At 64.9% G+C, this 23,777-nt stretch carries 18 protein-coding genes and 1 pseudogene; 13 read left to right on the top strand and 6 right to left on the bottom strand.

All coding sequences use genetic code 11. The features are described 5' to 3' along the window. Positions 1 to 382: 382 nt before the first annotated feature. The 3 genes and pseudogenes from BLS85_RS17605 to BLS85_RS17595 all read left to right on the top strand — a co-directional run bounded on the left by BLS85_RS17605 (position 383) and on the right by BLS85_RS17595 (position 3,434). Positions 383 to 2,341 carry a methyl-accepting chemotaxis protein gene (locus tag BLS85_RS17605; protein ID WP_092788047.1) on the top strand — a complete coding sequence of 653 codons (1,959 nt, stop codon included), beginning with the start codon at positions 383 to 385 and terminating at the stop codon, positions 2,339 to 2,341. 163 nt (positions 2,342 to 2,504) lie between these two features. Beyond that, positions 2,505 to 3,062, top strand: a pseudogene (locus tag BLS85_RS19730) (hypothetical protein); the annotation flags it as partial. Positions 3,063 to 3,137: 75 nt separating this feature from the next. Beyond that, on the top strand, positions 3,138 to 3,434 hold the full coding sequence (locus tag BLS85_RS17595) for a hypothetical protein (protein WP_092788046.1): 297 nt from the start codon (positions 3,138 to 3,140) through the stop codon (positions 3,432 to 3,434). A 53-nt stretch (positions 3,435 to 3,487) separates the two neighbouring features. On the opposite strand, the gene BLS85_RS17590 is transcribed toward BLS85_RS17595, so the two are convergent. Beyond that, complete coding sequence (locus BLS85_RS17590) at positions 3,488 to 4,231, bottom strand: Crp/Fnr family transcriptional regulator (protein WP_092788045.1); 744 nt, start codon at positions 4,229 to 4,231, stop codon at positions 3,488 to 3,490. Positions 4,232 to 4,383: 152 nt separating this feature from the next. Here BLS85_RS17590 and BLS85_RS17585 point away from each other — a divergent pair, with 152 nt between their 5' ends. The 10 genes from BLS85_RS17585 to BLS85_RS17535 all read left to right on the top strand — a co-directional run bounded on the left by BLS85_RS17585 (position 4,384) and on the right by BLS85_RS17535 (position 20,475). Continuing rightward, complete coding sequence (locus tag BLS85_RS17585; protein ID WP_092788044.1) at positions 4,384 to 4,620, top strand: hypothetical protein; 237 nt, start codon at positions 4,384 to 4,386, stop codon at positions 4,618 to 4,620. Positions 4,621 to 4,657: 37 nt separating this feature from the next. Beyond that, positions 4,658 to 6,553: a B12-binding domain-containing radical SAM protein gene (locus tag BLS85_RS17580; RefSeq protein WP_092788043.1), complete on the top strand. Its 1,896-nt coding sequence runs from the start codon at positions 4,658 to 4,660 to the stop codon at positions 6,551 to 6,553. A gap of 149 nt (positions 6,554 to 6,702) precedes the next feature. Then, positions 6,703 to 6,888, top strand: a complete 186-nt coding sequence (locus tag BLS85_RS17575) for a hypothetical protein (protein ID WP_092788042.1) — start codon at positions 6,703 to 6,705, stop codon at positions 6,886 to 6,888. Between the two features lie 82 nt (positions 6,889 to 6,970). Then, positions 6,971 to 7,267 (top strand): hypothetical protein, encoded by a 297-nt coding sequence (locus BLS85_RS17570; protein WP_143027252.1) that lies wholly within the window; start codon positions 6,971 to 6,973, stop codon positions 7,265 to 7,267. 65 nt (positions 7,268 to 7,332) lie between these two features. Continuing rightward, entirely contained in the window at positions 7,333 to 7,830 is a 498-nt protein-coding gene (locus BLS85_RS17565; RefSeq protein ID WP_143027251.1) for a hypothetical protein, read from the top strand. A 3-nt stretch (positions 7,831 to 7,833) separates the two neighbouring features. Beyond that, positions 7,834 to 8,289 (top strand): phosphate-starvation-inducible protein PsiE, encoded by a 456-nt coding sequence (locus BLS85_RS17560; RefSeq protein ID WP_218128497.1) that lies wholly within the window; start codon positions 7,834 to 7,836, stop codon positions 8,287 to 8,289. Positions 8,290 to 8,461: 172 nt separating this feature from the next. Beyond that, entirely contained in the window at positions 8,462 to 17,017 is an 8,556-nt protein-coding gene (locus BLS85_RS17555; RefSeq protein ID WP_092788049.1) for a glycoside hydrolase family 94 protein, read from the top strand. 307 nt (positions 17,018 to 17,324) lie between these two features. Further along, positions 17,325 to 18,125 carry a hypothetical protein gene (locus tag BLS85_RS17550; RefSeq protein ID WP_092788038.1) on the top strand — a complete coding sequence of 267 codons (801 nt, stop codon included), beginning with the start codon at positions 17,325 to 17,327 and terminating at the stop codon, positions 18,123 to 18,125. Positions 18,126 to 18,257: 132 nt separating this feature from the next. Beyond that, positions 18,258 to 19,142 (top strand): transglutaminase family protein, encoded by an 885-nt coding sequence (locus BLS85_RS17545; protein ID WP_092788037.1) that lies wholly within the window; start codon positions 18,258 to 18,260, stop codon positions 19,140 to 19,142. Between the two features lie 517 nt (positions 19,143 to 19,659). Then, the gene (locus tag BLS85_RS17535) at positions 19,660 to 20,475 is read left to right on the top strand and encodes a PRC-barrel domain-containing protein (RefSeq protein WP_092788035.1); all 816 of its coding nucleotides are present in this window, start codon (positions 19,660 to 19,662) and stop codon (positions 20,473 to 20,475) included. Positions 20,476 to 20,583: 108 nt separating this feature from the next. Here the strand turns inward: BLS85_RS17535 and BLS85_RS17530 are convergent, their stop codons facing one another. From BLS85_RS17530 to BLS85_RS17515, 5 genes are all read right to left on the bottom strand, one after another. Continuing rightward, on the bottom strand, positions 20,584 to 21,948 hold the full coding sequence (locus BLS85_RS17530; protein WP_176793888.1) for a LuxR C-terminal-related transcriptional regulator: 1,365 nt from the start codon (positions 21,946 to 21,948) through the stop codon (positions 20,584 to 20,586). A 408-nt stretch (positions 21,949 to 22,356) separates the two neighbouring features. Then, a complete protein-coding gene (locus BLS85_RS17525; protein ID WP_245699280.1) occupies positions 22,357 to 22,689 on the bottom strand; it encodes a BON domain-containing protein in 333 nt (110 codons plus the stop codon). A 104-nt stretch (positions 22,690 to 22,793) separates the two neighbouring features. Then, complete coding sequence (locus tag BLS85_RS17520) at positions 22,794 to 22,958, bottom strand: DUF3309 family protein (protein ID WP_092788033.1); 165 nt, start codon at positions 22,956 to 22,958, stop codon at positions 22,794 to 22,796. A gap of 119 nt (positions 22,959 to 23,077) precedes the next feature. Then, positions 23,078 to 23,218, bottom strand: coding sequence for a hypothetical protein (locus BLS85_RS19230; RefSeq protein WP_176793886.1), 141 nt, complete (start codon positions 23,216 to 23,218; stop codon positions 23,078 to 23,080). Between the two features lie 108 nt (positions 23,219 to 23,326). Further along, the gene (locus tag BLS85_RS17515) at positions 23,327 to 23,500 is read right to left on the bottom strand and encodes a CsbD family protein (RefSeq protein ID WP_092788032.1); all 174 of its coding nucleotides are present in this window, start codon (positions 23,498 to 23,500) and stop codon (positions 23,327 to 23,329) included. Positions 23,501 to 23,777 lie beyond the last annotated feature (277 nt).

Raw genomic sequence — 23,777 nt, 5'->3', positions numbered from 1 at the left:
CCTCGGCGCCCCTGTCGCCTCCCCCGTGCCGAACCTCGCCGAACTCGTCACAGCGCGCTGCCAAGCCTGACCGCCCGCACTTCTGCCCCGGTTACCAAAATCCGGGATAAGCATCTGTTATCGTTCACAAAACCCCGCTTGGCCTAAAACCCGGTGGCCGATCCGGGTCAATGCACTCGGGCGGGGTGTCGTGGCTCTCGGTGAACAGGTCCACGTACAGGTCCTGGAGCCGATCCGGCTGGGCAGGGATGTTGTTGTACTGCGCCAGCCGACACAAAAATAAACGTTACACCAATAGACAGCCCTTGAGAGCGCGGCCTCAGATCCCACATGCTACGGGGACACCAGACTGCTAACCGGCACCTGTCTCGGAATCTGCGCCATGACCTTGACTCGCTTGGAAATCAGAACCCAGATGGCCATGGTCGCGGGTCTGGTTGTTTTTGGCTTCGCTATCATCGCTGGTCTCTACTGGATCAGCGCCGTCCGCAGCGCCACCGTCCGTGCCGAACAGGCGCTTGCCTCAGAGGTGCTTCATCACTCCGAGAACAGTGCCTACTGGCTGGCCCAAGCCATCATTGCGCAAAAATCCTTCCTGTCTCAGCGCGATGAGACCCTGGTCGGGGCGCAGGCCGAGGCCTTGGACAAGATGCGGCAATCGCTGGATGCGCTGGCGGACGGACCGGTGGCCGTCGATGCCAACGCCCTGACGCAGTCCCTCAAGGCCTACCGCGACGCCGCCGAGCAGCTTGTCGCCGCTTGGCGTACCCTTGGGTTCGACGAGACGCAGGGACTGCAAGGATCGCTCAGAGCCTCGGTGCATGCGATCGAAAACCGCCTGGGAGAGATCCAGGGCGTGAACACCGACGCCCTGATGGTGCAGATGTTGATGCTGCGTCGGCATGAGAAGGACTTCATCCTGCGCGTCGACCAGAAGTATGTCGATCGGCACGCGGAAACGCTGCGGGACTTCCAACAGGCGGTGGCCGACAGCTCCCTTCTCCCCGCTGTCAAAAGCGATTTGAATGGGCTGGCCGCAGCCTACGGCAGCCAGTTTTCCGCCTATGCGGCTCAACGCCTGAGCATTGGGAGCGCCGTCGAGCGACTTGATGTTATGGTCGCTGAGATGCGACCCACCCTGGACGCCCTGTCCTCACGCGCCACCAGCATTGCCGCCACCGCCCAGGCGGCGGAGCAGGCCAACATTCGCCAGACCGGGTTTCTCATTGCCGCGTCCATCGGCATCGTCACAGTGCTGGTGGTCGCCCTGGTGGGGTGGATCGCCATCGGCCTCAACCGTGCGCTGGATGGCATGGGTACCGCCATGGGAAAGTTGTCGTCGGGAGACCTGAACGCCGACATTCCCGCCCAGGGCTGGTCCAACGTCATCGGTCGCATGGCGACCGCCATGACTGTTTTCAAGGACAACCTGCGCCGTATGCGGGAATTGGAGGAGTCTCAGAAAGACATGCAACGCCGCGCCGAGAAGGAGCGGCAGGAAATGATGGGACGACTGGCCGCACAGTTCGAGCATGACGTGGGCGGGCTGGTCGGTCAGTTCCGTGGCGCCTCCGACGCCACGAGCGCCGACGCCGGCGAGGTGATGACCGATGCCGATGACACCTTGCGGCAGGTGGGCACCGTGTCTGCCGCAGTCGAGCAAGCGACCGGCAACGTCGAGACCGTAGCCAGCGCCGCCGAGGAGTTGTTCAGTTCCATCGCCGAAATCAATCGGCAGGTCAACGATACCTCCCGTCTGGCGCACGACGCCTCCGGCGAAGCGACCGACGCCGTGGAGCGGATGGCCGCCCTCAACACCGCCGCCCGCCATATCACCGAGGTGGTGACGCTGATCGCAGATATCTCAGACCAGACCAATCTGCTCGCGCTGAACGCAACGATCGAGGCGGCGCGGGCCGGCGAGGCCGGCAAGGGGTTCGCCGTCGTCGCCAACGAGGTGAAAACCCTCGCCTTGCAGACCAGCAAAGCCACCGGCGAGATCGACCAGCATATGAAAGGCATTCAGGATGCGGTGAACGGATCCCAGGCCATCATCGGTAGCGTGGCCAAGCTCATTGACGACATCGCCAGCCATTCGACCTCCATCGCGGGCGCCATTGAGCAGCAGTCCGCCGCCACCAACGAAATCGCCCGAAACGTGCAAGAGGCAGCAACCACCACTCGAGAGATCGGGACAGCGGTGGACTCCTTGCGCAGTCAGGCGGAACGCACCCAGGGCGCCGCTGCGCGCATGCAAGAAGCCGCGTCCGGCCTGACGAGCCGTGCCGGCGACCTCAGCGATCGGGTCCGCAATTTCTTGAAAAACGTGCGCACAGCCTGACGGAAAGGCTCGGCCTCCGCAATTCACGGCAGCCATCGGCACTCGGACCGCTGCGCTGACGACGTGACCGGCGGGAACCACGACTGAAGGCAGAGGGACCGAATACGGCCCGGTTCGTCGATGAGGGCGGTCCACGCCTCGCAGCAGGCCTCGACGATGGCGGCGCATCCGCGCCGACGCCGGCCCGGACGACGTGCGCCTGCACGACCTGCGCCACTCTTTCGCCAGCGGCGCGTTGAGCCTCGGCGAAGGTTTGCCGATGATCGGCAAGCTGCTGGGCCACAGTCAGGTCCAGACCACGGCCCGCGACGCCCACCTCGCCGACGATCCGGTCAAGGCCGCCGCCGGCAAGGTGTCGGACGACGTTGGGGCGGCGATGATGGGTGGCGGAAATCGAGTGACGGCGCATGACACATTTAAGAGGGACCAAAATAGAAGTAACTGGGTAGCTGCTGAAAAAAGAGATTCGAAAAAAATAAAAAATACTTATAGCAGATTGAAATGGCGGGCCGTCAGTACCATATGGAAAACGCAGGCAAATCATTGCCTGCATGGCCCAAAAGGGGCGTTCATGTCTTTCAATACATTCTCTCAATCGCAGCACAGCGCAAACAAGGGTAAGTCGGATGACAAGGCAGCGGGTGTGCCGGCCGCGGGAAAACCGGCTGCCCAGCCCCCCGAAAAAGAGGGCGAGGTGACTTCGGAGCAGAAGCCGAAGTGACGGGACTCGGAGGGGGGGCGCGCCCCTCCGCCTGCCTCCCCCCCTGCCGGGATCGTCGCGACGCGGAGCTCTCCGATGACCGTCCGCACATCAAAGAAAACCGTCACCTTCGCACACCCCTTCACTCTCGGTGATTTCGAAGAGGTGCTCCAGCCCGGGACCTACGACGTGGAAACGGACGAGGAACGACTGGAGGGCGTGTCGTTCGAAGCTTATCGAAGGGTACAGACCCTGTTCCACCTGCCCGCGACGCCTGCAACTCCTGGGCGGTCGCGAACGCTGACGGTCGATCCCGATGACCTGGAGGCAGCCCTGGCGCGCGATGCGGCGGGGTCGATCCAGACCGCGCCAGAGCCGCGGACAGCCCGCTAAACGGCCCGGTCAGGGCGTCCACTGATGCGATCCCGGAGACGGCTGCGTTGGCATCACGTCCCGGGATGGCCGTGCCCGGTCTGGTTGTGATTGAGATAGCCGCTGTCGAAACCGGCCAAGTCCTCAAGCCCCGCCAAGTCGAGAATAATCACCTGGTGGGCCTTGAGCGTGATGAGCCCGCGTTCGCGCAATTGCCTGAGAATGCGGTTGACATGGATGGCGCTGAGCCCCAGCGCGTCGGCCAGCACATATTGATTGAGAGGGCAGGCGAACCCGTTGTTCGTCACTTTGCCGATCAAGGCCAGGCGTTGCCCCAGTTCCAGAAAGAAGTGCGCCGTCCGCTCGATGGCGCTTCGCCGCCCGATATTCACCAGGTGCTCGACCACCATCGCCTCGTCACGGGAGGTGGCCCACATGATGGCCGTGGCCAGACGTGGAAAGTCCTGGAAAATCTGAGTCATTCTTTGCTGAGACACTTCGCTGATGACAGCGTCGGTCAGGCTCTCGAACGAATGATCGGACGTGCGCAACAAGATACTGCGCAATCCCATGAAATCACCGGGAAGCGGGAAGCCGATAATCTGCCGGCCACCGTCGGGAACGATTTTGTAGCAGTTGGCCCAGCCCTCAAGCAGCAGCCATGCGCGATGGTCCTGTTGCCCCTCGTATACGATTTCCGTTTGCGGCGCCACGCTGCGACGGATGGATTCCAGTTCGGCAACGCACCGCAACTCGTCCGGCACCAGAGGCATGAAGGAGCCAAGCTTTCTCGCCAAGGAGCTTTCGCTTGCGGACATGGGTCGTGCTCCCGGGTCGCACCGTCGGCACCGGGCCAACGGGCTATCCCAGATTAGCACGCGACGCTGCGGGACGCGGTAGCCTTTCTCGTTCCGTCGCCCCGGAGCGCGGCACGGCATCCCGCCAGACCCCAGTTCCTCGAGGACCGCACGTGAAACCTGATCCCGATATCGCCGGTTTGGCGGCCCTGTCCATCTGCGAGTCCCTTCTGCTGTCGATGACCGACCTGGAGATCATCGACCGCGACGAGGCCCACGCGATCCTTGAGGATGCCGCCGCGGCGCATCGCAGAGCCATGGAGGACGCCACCAATCAGCAGGTGCATCGGGACGTCGCCGACCTGATCGAACGCATCATCAAGGGCAAGAACTCGGCCCGCCCCGTCTGATGTTCGTTCATGGGGCCTGCCTGAAAGGGGCCAGTCCATGCATCTGTTGCTCATCAATCCCAGGCTGCCCGAAAGCTTTTGGAGCTTCAAATGGGCGGTGGACCATGTGCTGCCGGGGAAGCGGGCGGTGAATCCGCCACTCGGCCTCGCAACCCTGGCCGCGCTGTGCCCCAGTGATTGGGACGTCGAGATTGTTGACGAGAACGTCGAGACCATTCCGCTGACGACCACCGCGGATATCGTCGGCGTGTGCGGCATGGGCGTGCAGCATCCCCGCCAACGGGAATTGTTGGCCTACTACCACAAACAGGGCCACTACGTGGTGGCCGGCGGCAGTTACGCATCGCTGTGCCGTGAGGACTACTCCGCCCTCGCGGACACCGTGGTGGCCGGCGAGGCCGAGTACATCTGGAAGGCGTTTTGCGACGACTTCGAGCGCGGTGAACCGAAGCCCCTGTATCACGAAACCGGGACGGTCGCCCTCGCGGACTCCCCGCTCCCCCGCTTCGATCTGCTGAAGCTCGACCTCTACACCAATGTCACGCTTCAGTTTTCACGCGGCTGTCCTTTTCGCTGCGAATTCTGCGACATCATTGTCATGTTTGGCCGCAAACCCCGGACAAAAAGCCTCGGGCAAGTGGAGCGGGAGCTGGACGAGCTGCGTCGGTTGGGCGCGCGTCAGGTGTTCTTCGTCGACGACAACCTGATCGGCAACCCCCGCCAGGCAAAGGACCTGCTGCGATTTCTGGACCACTACCAGAAGCGGCACCGACACGCGTTCAGCTTCGGCACCGAGGTCTCTCTCAACCTCGCCCAGGACGAGGAGATGCTCGATCTGTTGCGGGCCGCCAATTTCGGGTGGGTGTTCATCGGCATCGAGTCCACGGACCCCGCCAGCCTGACGGAAACCGGCAAGACGCAGAACCTGCGTGAGGACCCCCTGACCGCCGTTCGCCGGATTTATGCGCATGGCATCGACGTTCTGGCCGGCTTCATCATCGGCTTCGACAACGACACCCTGGACACCTTCGAAACCCAGTACCGGTTCATCACCGAGGCCGGCATCCAGTCGGCCATGGTCGGCCTGCTGACGGCGCTGCCGCGCACCCCCCTGTATGATCGGATGCAACGGGAAGGGCGCCTGATCGAGACCGACACGACCGGCGACAACACCGGCGCGACGACCAACATCGTGCCCAAGACCATGACCCTGGAGGCGCTGGTCGAAGGCTATCAGGCCCTTTACACGCGCCTGCTTACGGGTCCCGAGATCGGCCGCCGCCTGCGCAACAAACTGGCCTACCTGCGCAATCCGATCTACGGCAGCGGGTATGCCCTGCCCCAGCGCCTCGCCATCATCAGCCGCCTGTTCGTCAGGGGGATCGCACCAGGAGGGTTGGGGCACATCCTGCCCTTCCTGGGCACCATCCCACTGCGGTCCCCGGGCCAGATCCCGCTGATGATCTCCGACTGGATCATCGGCCTGTCGATGCAACGCTTCGCGGCACGACAATTGGCCCCGGAAGAGCGCGATGTCCCGGGGATCGAGGGACGGATCGCGGCGTTCCGGACCGCCATCGCGCGCGCGATCGAGGCGGGGCGGGTTTCCATCACCCTGAGCCATGGCCCGATCACGCGCGTCGTTGTCTCGTTCACCGGGTTGATCGACCGGCGGATCGTGTTGGCAAGCGCCCGCTATCTGTCCAGGCTTCTCATGGAGACGCAAGCTAGGCTGACACTGCGGTTTCACGCCATGGAACCGACACGCCTAAACCAGGTTGATCGCCTGCTGGATCGCCTGAAAGCCTATGGCGACAGGGTTTCCATCATGGCGGACGAACACCTGTGGGGCCGGCTTGCCGTCGATACGTCCGTGTTTCATCTCGTGCTGCCGGACCGGACACCCCATGCGGTCGGCCGTGCCGGGGCATGACACGACGAGACAGGCGCGCCCCCGGCCCCCGGTCGCCGCGCGCGTCCGGGACTCGACCGGGCACCGCGAGACGCCTGACCCCACCGCCACCTCGCCGAGGACCGCTCGCAGGAGCCGGCGCCCCTGAACCAGAGAGAGGAGACCAGGACATGGAACGCCAACAGATCAACACCGCCCGCACGGACACGGACACGTCCATTACGGACGCCGACATGCGCAGCGCGGGGATCACGCGTGTTCAGACCGATGTGTTCCACTATCGCGAATACAAATACACGACCCTGAAGGATGCCATGGCGCAGGCGAAACGCGATACCGACGCGAAGCACAGTTAAGATCCGCGCGTCGGCGGTTGGATCGCTTCGGGACGCTCGCCCCATCGCCCCCTCAACCAGGGAGGGGGCCGAAGCGTTCGACATGGAACATGAAAATGCAGCCAACTGTCGGACGCGCGTCAAGACGCGCGGATCCGCCTGTTGTCACCGCCAACACTCAGCGCAAGGACCTCAGGCCATGGGATCGCAAAATAATAAGACTGCAAGCACAGGAGAGGCCCTTTCGGCGGAGTCTGCCGCGCAAATCAAGTGGAACCGGATCGTTCTTTCGCCCGTGGACCCGTTCTACGACTTTTACATGAGGTACGGCAGCATGAAGAATGCTCTTGAGCTGCACAAAAAACTCAATCAACAAAAGCGCGACTCCAATCAACCCTAATCGTCCGGAGTGCGTTGAAATTAACACGCTGCCCTAAACAGGGGAAGACGCGGAGAGAAAATATCATGACCGAAACCAGAAACGACTCGAGGCAACATCCGAGAATGAACGATAACGAAAAGGACTGCCTCGCGTACGAAAGAATTCTTTTGCAATCACTTGTCGCTCATATCTCCTGGACGGAACCACGGCTCGTCACTCACCTGAGGGAACGGTTTGTTGCACCCATGGCGCAGGCTCTTCGGGACCACGACCGCACGGCCGCCGATGATCGTGGCGATGCCTTCATCCGGTCGATCCTGCGCATTATCGACAGACCCACCCCCGAGACCCAGGACGAAATCCAGGACAAAGCGCAAGTGGAGACCGCCGATACCGCGGGCGATGGCGGAACACTGCTTCCCAAGTCAGCCAGTTTTGCCAAAAAACTTTCGGCCGACAGAGTTGAGATTAAAAAAATGGATGAGACATGGGAAGTTTGGGTTGACGAAATATTCTGGGGCAACTACTTCGAAAAGAAAAGCGCATGCGTTGCTGCAGAATTGGTAAGGCAGGCTCTTTAGAAAATGGATCCACAAAAAATGAACTGCGCCAAAAAAGATGATGCAGAAAATAGTGATACTGCAATATCCGCTCGTTCGAAGCACATTGATGGAATAGAAAGAAACGTAGCACATTATATAATCCACATAACGGAAAGACTATTTCTTATTGTAATATTAGCGATGACCATATGCGGAGTTGCCGTTGAGATATATCATATGTACATTGTAAAGATAATCGGACTTCCCGATATACTCCTTATGTTTCTTTATATTGAAGTTATTGGAATGGTTTCCGTGTACTATTCAGATCGCCGCTCTGTATTCGTGTACCCGATTTTTATCGCGATAACGGCACTGACCCGATTGATCATTCTACAGGGAAAGGAAACCGCGCCGGAAAGCGTACTGTTCGAGGCCATTGCCATTCTTCTTCTGTCTTTATCCGCCATCGTTATTGTCCGCATGAGCAGAGATTGATGCGGACGACACCGGCACTGACGGTGTCGCGGAAAAAAGGGAACAGCGTCGCAAACCGGCGGTCCATTGCCCACCGCGAATAGGGGGCCCGAGAGCTGTTTGGAACCAGACCGCGTGGGGGCGCATGCGGGCCGAAGCCGACGCCCAAACCCACCTGGAGGACCCTTGGACCATGCAGTCTCTACGGCAAACCGCCATACGCAGCCGTCCATCCTCCACCCCCCTTTGGGTCGGGCCGGCGCCCATCCGGGAGGAGCGGTTCGGCCTGGAGCGTCTGGAGCGGCACGCGGAAAGCCTTGCCGTGGCCCAGCAGGTCACGGCATGGCCACCACGGGTCCCGCCGCTGGACAGACGCCTGAAAAGCAACGCGGTCGCGTTGTTGGCCGATTATCGGTCGAGTGCCGCCGAAGCCGAAAAGGGGGGCGATATTGTTCCCGCGGCGGAGTGGCTGCTGGACAACTATCACCTTGTCGAGAAACAGATCCGGCAGATCCACGACCATCTGCCCGCCGGCTATTATCGCCAATTGCCGAAACTGGCCGCTGGTCCCCTCGCCGGATATCCGCGCGTGTTCGGGCTGGCCTGGGCCTTCATTGCCCATACCGACAGCCATATCGATCCGGTGATGCTGCGCTGTTTCATCAAGGCCTACCAGCGCGTCCAGCCGTTGATGATCGGCGAACTCTGGGCTGTCGCGATCACCTTGCGCATTGTCCTTGTGGAGAACCTGCGGCGGTTGTCGGCCCAGATCGGTCTGGGGCGTTCGGAACGGGCCGACGCGGACGCGTTGGCCGACCGACTGCTGGCATCGGGCGGCGCAAAGGCGGCACTGGACGCCGATGTCGCCACCCGCTCCGTTGGCCCGCTCTCGGAGGTCTTCGCCGCGCAACTGGCGAAGCGGCTGCGGGACCAGGACCCGACGATGACGCCCGCGATCGGATGGCTGTCCGAACGCCTTGAGCAACAAGGGGCGTCCATCGAACAGGTGGTCTCGCGCGCGCAACAGCGCCTGGGATCCTCCAACGTTTCGGTCCGCAACGTCATCAACAGCATGCGCCTGATTTCGGACATCGACTGGGCGGAGTTTGTCGAGAGCATCAGCCTGGTGGATGAACGCCTCTGCGCCGCCAGCCGGTTCGCCACCATGGACTTTCCGACGCGCGACCTTTACCGGGCCGCCATCGAGACCCTCGCCCGGGGCTCGGTGCTGTCGGAAGGCGACGTCACGGACCACGCCATCCGTGCCGCCAACGAGGCCGCCCGAACCGCCCCCACACAGGATATGGCCGAACGGGTCGGCGATCCCGGCTACCATTTGATCGGGCACGGCCGCCGCGCGCTTGAGCAGGCGATCGGGTTCCGTCCGACGTATCCGGCACGGCTCGGCCGCCTGGGTCGCGACATGGGGCTGGCCGGGTATGTCGCCGCCATGGTGGTCATGACCCTGCTGGTTCTGGCGTTGCCTGTCTGGAGCCTCTCCCTGGCCGGGCTGGGTTGGGGCGGACTGGCGGTCTTCGCCATCCTGGCAGCCGTTCCCGCCACCGAAGTGGCCACCGCCCTGGTCAACCGCCTGGCGACCTGGCGCCACGGTCCTGTGATCCTGCCGGGCCTCGACCTTTCGGCGGGGATTCCAGGGTCTGCGCGCACGCTGGTGGCCGTCCCGACGCTCCTGACCCGCGAAACCGATCTTCGGGACCACATCGAAAGCCTGGAGGTGCATTACCTGTCCGGCGCGGGCGGTGACATCACCTTTGCCCTGCTGTCGGACGGGGCGGACGCCGATCATGAGGTCGTCGACAGCGATGCGGACCTGCTGTCCGTCGCCGTCGAGGCAATCGCCGCGCTGAACAGGCGACATGGCCCCGGCCCCGCCGGCGACCGCTTCCTGTTTCTGCACCGCCGCCGCCGGTTCAACCCGAAGCAGGGCGTCTGGATGGGGTGGGAGCGCAAGCGGGGCAAACTGGTTGAGTTGAACCGGCTTCTGCGCGGGGCCACCGACACGTCCTTCGCGACCGTGGGCGGGGTGGCGCCCCATGTGCCCGACGGGGTGCGGTATGTCATCACCCTGGACGCCGACACCCGGCTACCGCGCGACGCGGCGCGGCGGCTGGTGGGCAAGATGAGCCATCCCCTGAACCGGCCGATCCTGGATCCGGCCCTGCGGCGGGTCACGGACGGGTATGGCATTCTCCAGCCGCGCGTCACGCCGTCGCTGCCCCGGGGCGGGGAAGGCTCGCTGTTCCAGCGGGTGTTCTCGGGACCGGCGGGCATGGACCCTTACGCGGCGGCGGTCTCCGACGTCTACCAGGATGTGTTCGGAGAAGGATCGTTCGCCGGCAAGGGCATCTATGACGTGGATGCGTTCGAAGCCGCCCTGTCCGGCCGGGACCCGGAAAACGCCCTGCTCAGCCATGACCTGTTCGAGGGCATCTGGGTGCGGGCCGGGCTCGCCTCCGACATCGAGGTCGTCGAGGACTTCCCCAACCGCCATGACGTCGCCGCCAAACGCCAGCATCGCTGGATCCGGGGCGACTGGCAGCTTCTGCCCTGGGTGTTCGGTCACTGGACCGGTCCCGGTGCTCCGTCCCTTCTCGGGCGGTGGAAGATGCTCGACAATCTGCGGCGGTCGCTCATCGCGCCCTTCCTCCTGTTCGCACTGGCGGCGTGCTGGGTGATGCCGACGCCGGCGGCCTGGGTCGGGATCGCGTTCGTCGTGGCGGCCATGGCGCTGCCCGCGTTCCTGCCGAGCGCCTTCGCCATCCTGCCCCGGCGCTCCGGCCTGACGGCGCGCAGCCATTTCGACACCCTGGGCAAGGGGGTGTGGCTGGCGATGGTGCAGGTTTTTCTTTCGGTCTGTTTCCTGCCCGACCAGACCCGGCGCGCCTTCGACGCCATCGGCCGCACCGTATGGCGCCTGTTCGTCACCCGCCGCGATCTCCTGGAATGGACGACGGCGGCGACATCGACGGCGGCGCCCCGTCTGGACCTGCCCGGGTTTTACGGAACCATGCGCGGCGGCATGGCGCTCGGCTTGATCCTGGCGGCCGGAGCCGTGGTGATCGCGCCGTCCTCCTGGCTGTTGATCCTGCCCGTCGCCGTGTCCTGGGCGGCCATGCCCGCCATCGCGTACCGGATCAGCCGGCCGTCGCAGCGCGCGCGACGCCTTGTGGTGTCGGACGCCGACCGCGCCGCCTTGCGCCTCGTCGCCCGGCGGACCTGGCGCTTTTTCGAGACCTTCGTCACCAAGGCCGACTCTTTTTTGCCGCCCGACAATTTTCAGGTCGATCCGGTCCCCGTCCTCGCCCACCGGACCTCCCCCACCAATATCGGGCTGTACCTGCTCTCGACGGTGGCGGCACGGGACTTCGGGTGGGCGGGCACGACCGAAACCGTCGAACGCCTTGAAGCGACCCTGACGGCCATGGACGGTCTGGCACGCTACAAGGGCCACTTCTTCAACTGGTACGACACACGGGATGGGCACGTTCTCGATCCGGCCTACGTTTCGTCGGTCGATAGCGGAAATCTGGCGGGCCACCTGATCGCGCTTGCCAATGCCTGCGAGGACTGGGCGACCCCGGCGCCGGGCAAGCCGGACGCACCGAACGCGCCCGAGGCGGATGTGCGGGCCGGCCTGATGGACACCGTGCGCCTTGCCCGTCTGGCCATCGCCGATCTGCCCGCCGCGCCCCGGGGGCAGGGGCCGTCCGTGTCGGCCTGTCTCGACGAGATTGAAACCCTGCTTGAGGGGGCCCAGGGCCTCGACCTGGTTTTCGCACCTCTGAACCGCCTTGCGGGCAAGGCGGCGGAGGCCATTCGGGACAGTCTGCCCCTGGCGGACGACGACGACTTGGCATCCGATCCCCTGTTCTGGATCGACGCCCTCAGGACGGCCGGCCTGAGCCATGCCCGGGATCGCCACCTCGACCACAACGCAGCGCGGCATCTGGCGGATCGGTTGAGGGGACTCGCCGCGCAGGCCCGCGCCATGGCCATGGCCATGGACTTCACGGGCCTGCTCAACCCCGAAAGGATGCTGCTGTCCATCGGGTATTCCCTCGCGGACAACGGACTGGACGCGAACTGCTATGACCTGCTGGCCTCGGAAGCGCGTCTGGCCAGTCTGTTCGCCATCGCCAAGGGCGATGTGCCAACGCGGCACTGGTTCCGCCTGGGCCGGGGCGCCACGCCCATGGGCGGCGGGTCGGCTCTGATCTCCTGGTCCGGCTCCATGTTCGAATACCTGATGCCGTCGCTGGTGATGCGCGCACCCATCGGCAGCGTGCTTGAGCAGACCGATCGGCTTGCCGTTGCGGTCCAGCAGGCCCATGCCCGCACACTGGCCATCCCCTGGGGGGTCTCGGAATCCGCCTTCAACGCCCGCGATCTTGAGCTGACGTACCAGTATTCCAGCTTCGGCGTGCCGGGACTTGGCCTGAAGCGCGGGCTGGCCGGTGACGCCGTGGTCGCGCCCTATGCCACCGCGCTTGGAGCGATGGTCGATCCGCACGGCGCCCGCCGCAACTTCGACCGGCTGACCGGGATGGGCGCCCTGGGACGCCATGGCTTTTTCGATGCGCTGGATTTCACCCGCTCGCGGATCCCGGAGGGCGAGACGGTCGCCATTGTGCGCACCTTCATGGCCCACCACCAGGGCATGACCATCGTCGCCCTTGCCAACACCGTCACCGACGGCCGGATGCGCGACCGGTTCCATCGGGATCCCATGATAAAGGCCTGCGAGCTGTTGCTGCAGGAGCGGGTCCCTCAGGATGTCGCGGTCGCCCGTCCGGATCTGGAGGGCATGAGGACGCCCGTCACCGCCATCACCTCCGCAGGAGCCGCGACCCGTCGGCTGAGCGTCGCGGCCTCCGGCGCACCGGCCACGCACCTGCTGTCGAACGGGTGCTACGCGGTGATGCTGACGGCCACGGGCGGCGGATACAGCCGCTGGGGGTCCATCGCGGTGACCCGCTGGCGCGAGGACGGCGGACCCGACGACGGGGGCACGTTCATCTTCCTCAAGGACCGTGCCACGGGCAAGCGCTGGACCGCGAGCGCCAGCCCCACGGGCGAGGGGGGACGCCCGGGCCATGTCCTGTTCAGCGAGGATCACGCCCAGTTCACCGGCCACGACGGGACCTTGACGACCACCATGGACGTTCTGGTCTCCGGCGAGGATGACGGGGAGGTGCGCCGGGTCTCGCTGACCAACAGTGGCTGGCGCCCCCGCGACATCGAACTGACGTCCTACACTGAACTGGTTCTGGCGCCGGTCGCGGCGGACGCGGCCCATCCGGCCTTTTCCAGGATGTTCGTCCAAACCGCGCACCTACCGGAATTCGAGGCCCTGACCGCGACCCGCCGGCCCCGATCCCCAGACGATCCGGGCGTCTGGGCGGCCCATTTCGCTGTCGTCGAGGGCGACATCGCCGCCGACCCTGAATTCGAGACCGATCGAGCGCGCTTCCTCGGCCGCGGCACCGGCACTCTGGCCGGCGCGGTCGCGATGCGGGACGGACGGACGCTGTCCAATACCGTCGGCACCGTTCTGGATCCGGTCTTTTCCCTCAGGCGCTGCGTGACGATCCCGGGCGGGTCCGTCGCCCGGGTGTCGTTCTGGACCGTGGTGGCCTCCACCCAGGCGGCGCTGCTGGATCTGATCGACAAGCACCACGACCGGAACGCCTTTGACCGGGCCAAGACCCTCGCCTGGACACAGGCGCAGGTGGAACTGCGGCATATCGGGATCGGCGCGGCAGAGGCGATGGACTTCCAGATCCTGGCCGCGCCCATCCTTTATGAGGACCTGCGGTATCGGATGCCGGCGGAGGTGATCGCCCGAGGCGCGGGGCCGCAGTCCGGGCTCTGGCCGCTGGGCATCTCCGGGGACTTGGCCATCGTCCTGCTTCGCATCGACGACATCGCGGACATGGCCGTGGTCGGCCAGATGCTCCGGGCTCACGAATACTGGCGCATGAAGCAGGTCGCCGTTGACCTGGTGATCGTCAACGAGCATCCCGCATCCTACATCCAGGACCTTCAGACCGCGCTTGAGGCGGCGGTCCGCAAAAGCCAGTCGCGGCCGCGCCTGGGCGAGTCCGTCGCGGCGGGCGCGGTGCATGTCCTCCGGCGCGATCTTGTCCCGCAGGGGACGCGCGACCTCCTGGCCGCCACCGCGCGCATCGTCCTCCATGCCCGACGCGGATCCGTGGCCGACCAGATCGCACGGGCCGAGAGGCCCACCGCCGGCGCGCGCCACAAGACCAGGCATCCGGACGCCCAACCCGCGCAGGGGCCGCCCCAGTCCGCGCCCGCTGGCGCCGACCTTGAGTATTTCAATGGCTTCGGGGGCTTCGCCCGCGATGGACGGGAGTATGTCACAATCCTGTCGGGGGACGAGACGACCCCCGCGCCCTGGATCAACGTGATCGCCAACGCCGAGTTCGGCTTTCAGGTGTCGGCGGAGGGCGCGGGCTACACCTGGGCCGTGAACAGCCGCGAGAACCCGTTGACGCGCTGGTCCAACGACCCGGTGATCGACCCATCGGGCGAGGCGATCCTTGTGCGGGACGACGGAACAGGGGTGGTCTGGAGCCCGATGGCGCGGCCCCGGCGCGATGGGGGGACCTACGTGGCGCGCCACGGCTTCGGATACAGCCGGTTCGAGCACGAAGCGGAGGGCGTGGCCCTCGACCTGATCCAGTTCGTTCCGCGCGCCGACCCGATCAAGATCTCGCGTCTGACCCTGCGCAACCGATCCGGCCAACGGCGGCGTCTGTCGGTCACCGCCGCTGTCGAATGGATGGTCGGCATCGCCCCGGGAACCGCCTCGCCCTTCCTGCTGACCGGCCGCGACGACGAGACCGGGGCGATTTTCACGCGCAACCCATGGGGACGGGGGTTTCCGGATCGGGTCGCCTTCACCGACCTGGGCGGACGGCAGACGAGCTGGACCACGGACCGCGCCGCGTTTCACGGGGGCGTCGGCGCGCCGGCGTCGGGCACGGCCGGCGTGGGGCTCGACCGCTGTGTGGCCTTGACCGCCGCCATCGATCTCGCGGACGGAGAGGAGACCGACGTCGTCTGGTTCATGGGCGAATGCGCCTCGGACGCCGACGCCCGCGCCCTGATCATGCGGTCCCGACGGGCCGATCTCGACGCCGTCCTGGCCGCCGTGACGGACCATTGGGCCGGGCTGCTGGGGGCGGTGCAGGTCAGGACGCCGGATCGCGCCATGGACATCATGCTCAACGGGTGGCTGCTCTATCAAACCCTCGCGTGCCGCATCCTGGCCCGGTCGGGCTTCTATCAGGCCAGTGGCGCCTATGGCTTCCGCGACCAGTTGCAGGACGGTATGGCCCTGACCTTCGCCTGTCCGGAGGAGACGCGGACCCATCTGCTGCGCGCCGCCGCGCGCCAGTTCGTCGAAGGCGATGTGCAACACTGGTGGCTGCCGCACTCCGGGCAGGGGACGCGGACCCGCATTTCCGATGACCGGATCTGGCTGGTGTTCGCCGTCGCCAGCTATGTGGCGACCAGCGGGGACGCCGGGGTCCTGGACGAACCTGTGTCCTTCCTGGAGGGACAGGCCCTGAAGCCGGGCGCCCACGATGCCTTTTTCACGCCGACGCTCTCGGATCGGCAGGCGTCGCTGTTCGAACACTGCGCCCTGGCCCTTGACCGAAGCCTGGCCCTGCTGGGGCCGCATGGCCTGCCGTTGATGGGCACGGGCGACTGGAACGACGGCATGAACCGGGTGGGAGAAAACGGTCAGGGCGAAAGCGTGTGGCTGGCCTGGCTGACGGCGCGCACCGTCGCGCTGTTCGCACCCCTCGCCACGGACCGCGGCGATGCCCGCGCCCAGGGGTGGCAGGCGCAGGCCGCCGGGATCGTGGCGGCGGTCGAGCGAGAGGCCTGGGACGGCGACTGGTACCGGCGGGCGACCTTTGACGACGGCACGTGGCTGGGCACACGGGACGGCGATGCCTGCCGCATCGATTCCATCGCCCAATCCTGGGCTGTCCTGTCAGAGGTGGCGGATCCGGACCGCGCCGCCCGCGCCATGGCCGCGCTGGATCGGCATCTGGTCCGGGGGCAGGACCGTCTGGTTCTGTTGTTCACTCCACCCTTCGACTCAACCACGCATGATCCCGGCTACATCCGGGGCTATCCCCCGGGGCTGCGAGAGAATGGGGGGCAGTACACCCACGCCGCCATGTGGGTGATCATGGCGTTCGCCAAGCTTGGCGATGGCGCCAAAGCCACCGAGCTGTTCGCCATGCTCAACCCGATCACGCACGCCCGACGGCACGACGATGTCCATCGATACAAGGTCGAACCCTACGTGGTCGCCGCCGATGTCTATTCCCAGCCGCCCCACATCGGACGCGGCGGCTGGACGTGGTACACCGGGTCGGCAGCCTGGATGTACCGTGCCGGGGTCGAGGGGATTCTTGGTCTTCGGCGGGAGGGGCGCGACCTCGTCGTCGATCCGCGGGTTCCGGACACCTGGCCCGGGTTCGAGGCCACCGTCACCGTGGCCGGAACCCGCTGCGACATTCGGGTGAAGACCGCCTCCGGCCCGTCCGGCCAGACATCGTCCGCCACCCTTGAGGGCCGGCCCCTGCTGCCGTGCGATGGCGCGTTCCGTGTCCCGCTGGACGGGGGGCGGCAGGCTCTTGACGTTACGGTGAGACCAGACCGGACGAGGCCCAGGGATTTCTGATCTCTCCTCCGATGCGGGCGGAGGAGATGGCGGCTGTCGTGCGAGAGATCAACCGGCCCGGCTTGTCGGCGTTTCTGACGGACGAGACGTGACCCTGCCTCATGACGCCATGAAACGGCGATTCCGTTGCCACAAACGGCGCCACCGTGGCTGACACCGGTTGATCACAGCCGCACTAACCTCGATCAGCAGGGCCCTTCCCGGAACCGTGTACCGTGTCCGCTCAAGATCATAGTGCCCGCACACCCGGGTTGACCATCATCAACCGGCACGGGAGCGAACCCGTGCCTGGAAGGAAATGCCCAACATGCTCAGTTTCGAAACTGGGGCCCTGTTTGTCGCAAGGTCAACCTGGCGCGTCTTTGTGGCCGCGTTCCTTGTCTTGCTGTTCGTATCTGTTGCGGTCGCCCAGGACCCGACAAGCGTGACACCCGAGAACGCGCATGACCGTTCTTTTGGCGCAGGCTGGACCTGCGACGACGGGTATCGTCTTGTGGACGGCGCCTGCATCGCCATCGTTGTTCCCGAGGATGCTTTTGCGACGGAGCGGTCTTACGGCAAAGGCTGGGAATGCCGGCACGGCTTCAAGGACGTTGACGAATCAACCTGCCGGGAAGTCGTCGTTCCGCCAAATGCCTACCTGAAGGCGACAGGCGAAGATTGGGCGTGTGATCGCGGATACAGGCGGGTACGCAACCGATGTGAAGTCATCGAAAGTCCCGAGAACTCTTTTCTGTCAGACGATGCCTATGGATCCGGATGGGAATGTGATCGCGGCTTTTCAGAAGAAGCGGGCGGATGCGTGACGATCAACGTTCCAGAAAACGCCTACCTCACGAACAAGCGCTATGGCCCGCCATGGGCCTGCGACCGGGGGTTCGTGGAGAAGGGTGGCCGATGCGAGCCCATCGTGGTTCCGGACAACGCTTTTCTTGTTGGGGGTGAATTCGGGCCGGGTTGGCAATGCGAGCGCGGGTACGAGCAGGATGGAAACACATGCATCCTGATTGTTCCTCCGCAAAACGCTCACATCGACCGCTCGGGGAACCGCTGGGCCTGCAACAGGGGCTTCCGGATGCTGGGCGGACAGTGCGTGTTGGCACGTTGATTGCGTCATCACGCGGACAAAGGCATGGGCCGGTCGGCGACGCCAGCACACCAAGAATTGCGAAAGTAAGCAGATCATGACCAAAAAAAGCCACCTCCGACAGGCCGAAACGCCAGCATTCGGAGACCGCACTTGAGCACCCTCACGGTCCGACACCGCACCACCTATCACTACCGCGAACCGATGAGCTTCGGTCCGCATCGCCTGATGCTGCGCCCGCGCGAGAGCCGCACCGTGCGGCTGCACACGCACGATCTGGAGATCTCTCCGGCCGCCACCGTCACTTGGGCCCACGACGTCGCCGGCAACGCCGTGGCGACGGCGACGTTCGGCGCCCCGGCGGACACGCTGGCCATCGACAGCCTCGCCACGCTGACGCTTGATGTCGAGCAATGGCCGGTGTTCGAGATCGCCGCCTCGGCCCTCACGTATCCGTTCCTGCTCAGTGACGACGACATGACCGATCTGGGCGCGTTGCGGCTTCAGGCCTACCTGGATTCCGGGGGACATCTGCACGACTGGGCGCGGGCCTTCGTTGCCGGCCCCGACACGGACACGTTGTCGCTGCTGAAGGATATCAGCAACGGCGTGGCCGCGCGGATCGCCTACGAGGCCCGCGACGAAGAAACCGTGCAGACCCCGGTCGAGACGCTGACGCGCGGCCGGGGCTCGTGCCGCGATTTCGCAGTGCTGTTCGTCGATGCCGTCCGAAGCCTGGGGTTCGGCGCGCGGATCGTATCCGGCTATCTGTACGACCCCGACTTGAACACTCTCGGGTCCGCCGGCAGCGGCTCGACCCACGCCTGGGCCGAAGTCTACGTGCCCGGCGCCGGCTGGATCGTGTTCGATCCGACCAACCGCAGCGTCGGCGGGTTCAACCTGATTCCGGTCGCCGTGGCGCGCCACATCCGCCAGACCGCGCCGGTCTCCGGCCGGTTTGTCGGCCCGGCCGCGGCCTGCAGCGCGCTGGAGGTGGCCGTATCGGTGGAACCCGCGAAGGGGTCGGTTTCGTGCTGAATGCACGCAGTGCGAAGCCTTTGAGCCAACGTCAAAGGCTGAGCGGCCGGTGTGCCTATGGCATCGCTTGGTGATGCCAGCGTCTCGAAGACGGGGTCCGCGCGACCACCAGCGCTCCTACACTACGCCCGTGGACATGCGCCCGAGGCTGACGCCCCTTTGTGTGCAAAGACCATCTTGGACGCCTGTCCACCGTCTCCACTGGCTGTCGCATTCCCACTTCCCCGAGGGCTCAGAGCCCGCGTCCAACACCGCACGCGCCGGGAACATTTCGATCCTGCGCCACGCAAATAAAAAATCGTTGAACTGACAGTTTTGAGCGTCGAGCATGAGTATATTCCGAGGCTGCCAAAAACTTCGAAAATCTTGTATTAATTTGAAGTCGGCCAGTTCCCACCTTTTCAAGGTGACAATGGAGACCCTGAAAACGGCCCTGGCCCGACACAGAAGGATGGAAACGTCTCATGCGATCCGCACGGGGCCTTCTCTTTCCTTCGGTGGAATGAAGGGCTGCACCATGAAAAAGATCACTGTATTCGGAACGACCCTGACCGTCCCGATGCTTGCGCTGGTCGCCGGCACCGCGATGGCGGCGGATCCGGCGCCCAGCGGCGGCGTCAGCGACACGGGCACCGTGGCGGGTGACACCATGAAACAGGCGGCCCCTGACGCGCAGGCATCCGAAACGCCCGCGAACGCGGCCGCACGGACGGACATGCCAACCGAAACCGTGATCGGACGGGAGGTCGTCAATACGAAGGGCGATACCGTTGGCGAGGTTTCGGCGATCACCGGCGACAGTGTGATCGTCGATGTCGGCGGGTTCCTGGGCATGGGCACGCATGGAGTCGCGCTCAACTGGCGCGACCTCACCCCCGTCGGCAGCGGCGAGGACATGACGCTTCAGACGGCGCTGACCAAGCAGCAGATCCAGGACCTGCCGAAAGCGGAGTCCGGCGCTCAGGGAGCCGCGCAGATGCGCGACGACTCTGATCACGCGAACCAGGACACCGCGCAGACAGGCGAGGCTTCCGATCAGACGACCGACGACTCCGCCGCAGGTACCGGCATGTCGTCGCAGAAGGCGGACATGCCGACCGACGCCGTGCTCGGACGGGAGGTCGTCAATGCCGAGGGTGATACCGTCGGCGAGGTTTCGGTGATCGCTGGTGACAGGGTGATCGTCGAGGTCGGCGGATTTCTCGGCATGGGCATGCATGGGGTTGCGCTCAACTGGGGCGACCTCACCCCCATCGGCAGCGGCGAGGACATGACGCTTCAGACGGCTCTCACCGATGCGCAGATCAAGGACCTGCCGACGTACAACCAGTAGGACTCGCCGGCCATGAAACGGCTCCGTCCGCTTCATGGCCTCCGGGGCCGCGAACGCGGCGGATTGCGCTCCGTCCCGGCGGGGGCAGGAGCACGAAGCCGGCCGGCGTCACATGGGCCAGGACGGAGCGTTTGGGCTCGCGGCCAGGGCCAGTCGTGTCAACCCCGGGAGGGACCGCGCCCCGGTCTTCCGCATGATCGCGGATCGGTGGTTCTCGACCGTGCGTTGGCTGATGCCAAGGCTAGCGGCGATGATCTTGCTGGGCTGGCCCGCGAGGACAAGGGCCAGGATCTGGTTTTGCCTGGGCGTCAGGCCGGCAACGCTGCTGGTCGCGCTTTCGTGCCGGGCTTCGGCCTGTCCCAACGCCCGCGACCACTCCAACACGCTGCCAATGCTGGCGAGCGCCGCTTGGCCGCACACCGGCTTTTGAAGAAAGTCCATCGCGCCCGCCTTCATGGCCGCCACGGCGACCGAGATGTCGCTGCCCCCGCCCATCATGATCGCCGGAAGACGACGGTCGGACTGGCCGAGCCACCGCAGAAGATCGAGTCCGCTCAGGCCACCGCGCAGATCGGCGTCGATCAGAACGCAGGCGTCCCGCCGGCCCGGCTGTTTGGCCGGATCGGCGCTCAGGAACGCGTCGCTGGACGGAAAGCCCTCAACCTGCCAGCCCCATTGACCGACCAACCCGCGCAGTCCCTCGCAGGTGTCCAGGTCGGGATCGACCACGAGGATGACATGCGAGGCGTTGGGGCTGTCGCATACCTTTGCCTCTGGCACGGGGCGCGACGGTGGCCAGGGCATGCCGTCCCAGGGCTGGGCGCGTTCGCCGGCAGGTGGGTCCGGGACCTCCCAGAAGCGCCCGACTTTGATGACGAACACCGCCCCCACACCCGGACGCCCCCGCATGACGACCTGACAGCCGATCAGATCGCCCAGCCGCATTGCGACGGCAAGGCTGAGGCCAGGACCACGGCCATGGTCGCGCGCGGGCGTGTCGCGCAGGGCGTGGTCACCGATGATGTCCTGAAGCGGGCGTCTCGGAACGCCGGTCCCGGTCTCCCGGACCTCGATGCTCAGCCCTCCGCCGTGGCGATGGCATCCGATCAGAATCATGCCGTGTCGGGAGTGTTTCAGCACATTCAGAAGAATGATCCGCATGATCTGGGCAAGGCGGCGCGGATCGCCGTCTATGGACAGGGGGCACGATGCCACGCGCAGAACAAGGCCCTCGGCCTGGGCCCGAGAGGTGAAGTCTGCCCTCAAGGGGTCGAGCACGGCGTTGAGCGGAAACCGGACGATCTGCACCAGGCCAGGGTCGGCCTTCGTGGAGAGCCAGGGATCATCCGCTACCAGACCCGTGTCGGCGGCCAGGCGATGCGGTTCGCACCCCGCGACGGACATTGCGTTTGCGGCCACCCGAGAGAGCATGGCCGTGTGGCTGACCGTGTTGTTGTGTTTGCCTGAATCCATCGCGATGCCTCCACCTGGAAGAGTTGGGCGATGGGCCTTTGCGGGCCACCGCGCCATACGGCGCCCCGATTCAGCCAACCGGCGGCCTTCACTCGGATCTGATCGCCATACGTCCCTCATCGGGTCGCACGCGATCTCTCTCTCGAAAGGCTGTTCGCAGGGTCCCCACCCACGCCCACCACAGGTCATGGGAAGGGCGTGGCGCGCGTCGGGCGGGACAAACCGTGGGCCACCATCATCATCCTGAAAAGAGTGGCATCCGACGTCTCGGGAACAGGCGTCACGGGCAGGACAGACCGACGGCCCTCGTCTTGCCGTCCCCCACCCCATAATCGGGCCATGACCGGGCCATGACCGCACGCGCGCGGGGCGGACCGCCTTTCGTTCAAGGCGACCAAACCCACGCGGTTACTTTATGACCAGATCGTTGCGCACCTGCCTGACCCCGGTCACGTCGGCGGCGACGGCGCCGGCGCGCTGCCTGGATGCGGCGGAGTCCACGAATCCGCTCAGTTGCACGACGCCTTTATAGGTTTCGACATCGATCTTGAAGATCGTCAGGCCCTGGTCGCCGAGAATGGCGGCGCGGACTTTGCTGCTGATGACCGTGTCGTCCAGGTACTCACCCGTGCTTTCGCTGCTCGGGGTCGAGGTGCAGGCGGCCATCGACCCGACGGTCAGCCCGGCAAGCACAAGCAGGGCGGGCAGAAGGGCGCGATGGATGAAGCGGGGGCTCGTCACGACGGGATACCTCCGGCAGTGCCGCGCGGGGCGCGGGGGGGATCATTCGGCGACCTGATAAACATCGGATCGAAGCGCGCCCCCTCCCTGCACGGCGTGAGTGGTCAGATGCGGCCAAGCACCATCAGAACGATCAAGATGATCAGAACCGTGCCAAGGACACCGACCCCGGCATGACCGAAGCCATAGCCATACCCCCCGAAGCGTCCGCTGAATCCGCCAAGCAGAAAAACGACAAGAAGGATGATGAGGATCAGGCTGAGCGACATCGCGGTTCTCCTGGACGTCAGGGTGCCACCGGGGGTCCGAATGGCACTGAGTGTTGGCCGTGTCGCGCGGTATGCCGAAGGGACGGCATCGCCGGGCTTCGGCGACCGGTCCCGAGGGGTCAATTGCTCTCGATGGATACGCCGCTGCCGTCGATCTTGATATCGACGCCACTTTGGCGTTCCTGATAGTAAAAGTACCCGGTCACGGCGGCGACCACGGCCAGCGCCACGATGACGATCAGAAGAAAAGTCCGACTCATGAGCCCGTGCCTCGTCAATCTCTGACCTCTAAGGACAGCGCGGGACCGCGGAGGGCCACAACGCCGACATACTACGCCGGTCGTGCTCCGCCGTTGCGGCCAGAGCCGTCAAGCGTCGCGGACGGTGTCTTTGACCCCGCCGACGGCATTCTGGACCTTGCCCTCGATCTTGTCGGCCTCGCCGTCCGATTCGAGCTTCTTGTCGCCGACTCCCCTGCCGACCGCCGCCTTCAGCTTGCCTTTGAGGACTTTCGCGGCTCCGATCACCCGGTCTTTGTTCATGGCGTTCTCCTGTCTGCGGCCATCCGCCGGAGACGTGTCTGGCGGACAGCCTCAGATGAACAGGTTCCCGCCGTGTCCGCACTGACACAGATTAGCCTGTGGGTAATTGCTCACCGGGCCAACCCCATGAGCAATTACACATATCGTTTTAGAATAAGGCTCAATTAGCGTTAGGTATGCGTTCCCGTTTTTGGTATCATAAAGGATGCTGAACGCGGGAGGCGGGTATGGATCGGGACACGTTTTTGGTTTGGCTTTCGGAGGTTGATGGTCTGAC

The sequence above is a fragment of the Rhodospira trueperi genome (genome assembly GCF_900101965.1).
GTDB classification, from domain to species: domain Bacteria; phylum Pseudomonadota; class Alphaproteobacteria; order Rhodospirillales; family Rhodospirillaceae; genus Rhodospira; species Rhodospira trueperi.
Note: the sequence above shows the minus strand (reverse complement) of the source record. Positions and strands in the feature narration are given on the sequence as shown.

What these genes read in the sequence shown, in the direction of transcription:
- BLS85_RS17605 (WP_092788047.1), top strand. Translation starts at nt 383, where the DNA reads ATGACCTTGACTCGCTTGGAAATCAGAACCCAGATGGCCATGGTCGCG.
- BLS85_RS17595 (WP_092788046.1), top strand. Translation starts at nt 3,138, where the DNA reads ATGACCGTCCGCACATCAAAGAAAACCGTCACCTTCGCACACCCCTTC.
- BLS85_RS17590 (WP_092788045.1), bottom strand. Translation starts at nt 4,231, where the DNA reads ATGTCCGCAAGCGAAAGCTCCTTGGCGAGAAAGCTTGGCTCCTTCATG.
- BLS85_RS17580 (WP_092788043.1), top strand. Translation starts at nt 4,658, where the DNA reads ATGCATCTGTTGCTCATCAATCCCAGGCTGCCCGAAAGCTTTTGGAGC.
- BLS85_RS17575 (WP_092788042.1), top strand. Translation starts at nt 6,703, where the DNA reads ATGGAACGCCAACAGATCAACACCGCCCGCACGGACACGGACACGTCC.
- BLS85_RS17570 (WP_143027252.1), top strand. Translation starts at nt 6,971, where the DNA reads ATGGAACATGAAAATGCAGCCAACTGTCGGACGCGCGTCAAGACGCGC.
- BLS85_RS17565 (WP_143027251.1), top strand. Translation starts at nt 7,333, where the DNA reads ATGACCGAAACCAGAAACGACTCGAGGCAACATCCGAGAATGAACGAT.
- BLS85_RS17560 (WP_218128497.1), top strand. Translation starts at nt 7,834, where the DNA reads ATGGATCCACAAAAAATGAACTGCGCCAAAAAAGATGATGCAGAAAAT.
- BLS85_RS17555 (WP_092788049.1), top strand. Translation starts at nt 8,462, where the DNA reads ATGCAGTCTCTACGGCAAACCGCCATACGCAGCCGTCCATCCTCCACC.
- BLS85_RS17550 (WP_092788038.1), top strand. Translation starts at nt 17,325, where the DNA reads ATGCTCAGTTTCGAAACTGGGGCCCTGTTTGTCGCAAGGTCAACCTGG.
- BLS85_RS17535 (WP_092788035.1), top strand. Translation starts at nt 19,660, where the DNA reads ATGAAAAAGATCACTGTATTCGGAACGACCCTGACCGTCCCGATGCTT.
- BLS85_RS17530 (WP_176793888.1), bottom strand. Translation starts at nt 21,948, where the DNA reads ATGGATTCAGGCAAACACAACAACACGGTCAGCCACACGGCCATGCTC.
- BLS85_RS17520 (WP_092788033.1), bottom strand. Translation starts at nt 22,958, where the DNA reads ATGTCGCTCAGCCTGATCCTCATCATCCTTCTTGTCGTTTTTCTGCTT.
- BLS85_RS19230 (WP_176793886.1), bottom strand. Translation starts at nt 23,218, where the DNA reads ATGAGTCGGACTTTTCTTCTGATCGTCATCGTGGCGCTGGCCGTGGTC.
- BLS85_RS17515 (WP_092788032.1), bottom strand. Translation starts at nt 23,500, where the DNA reads ATGAACAAAGACCGGGTGATCGGAGCCGCGAAAGTCCTCAAAGGCAAG.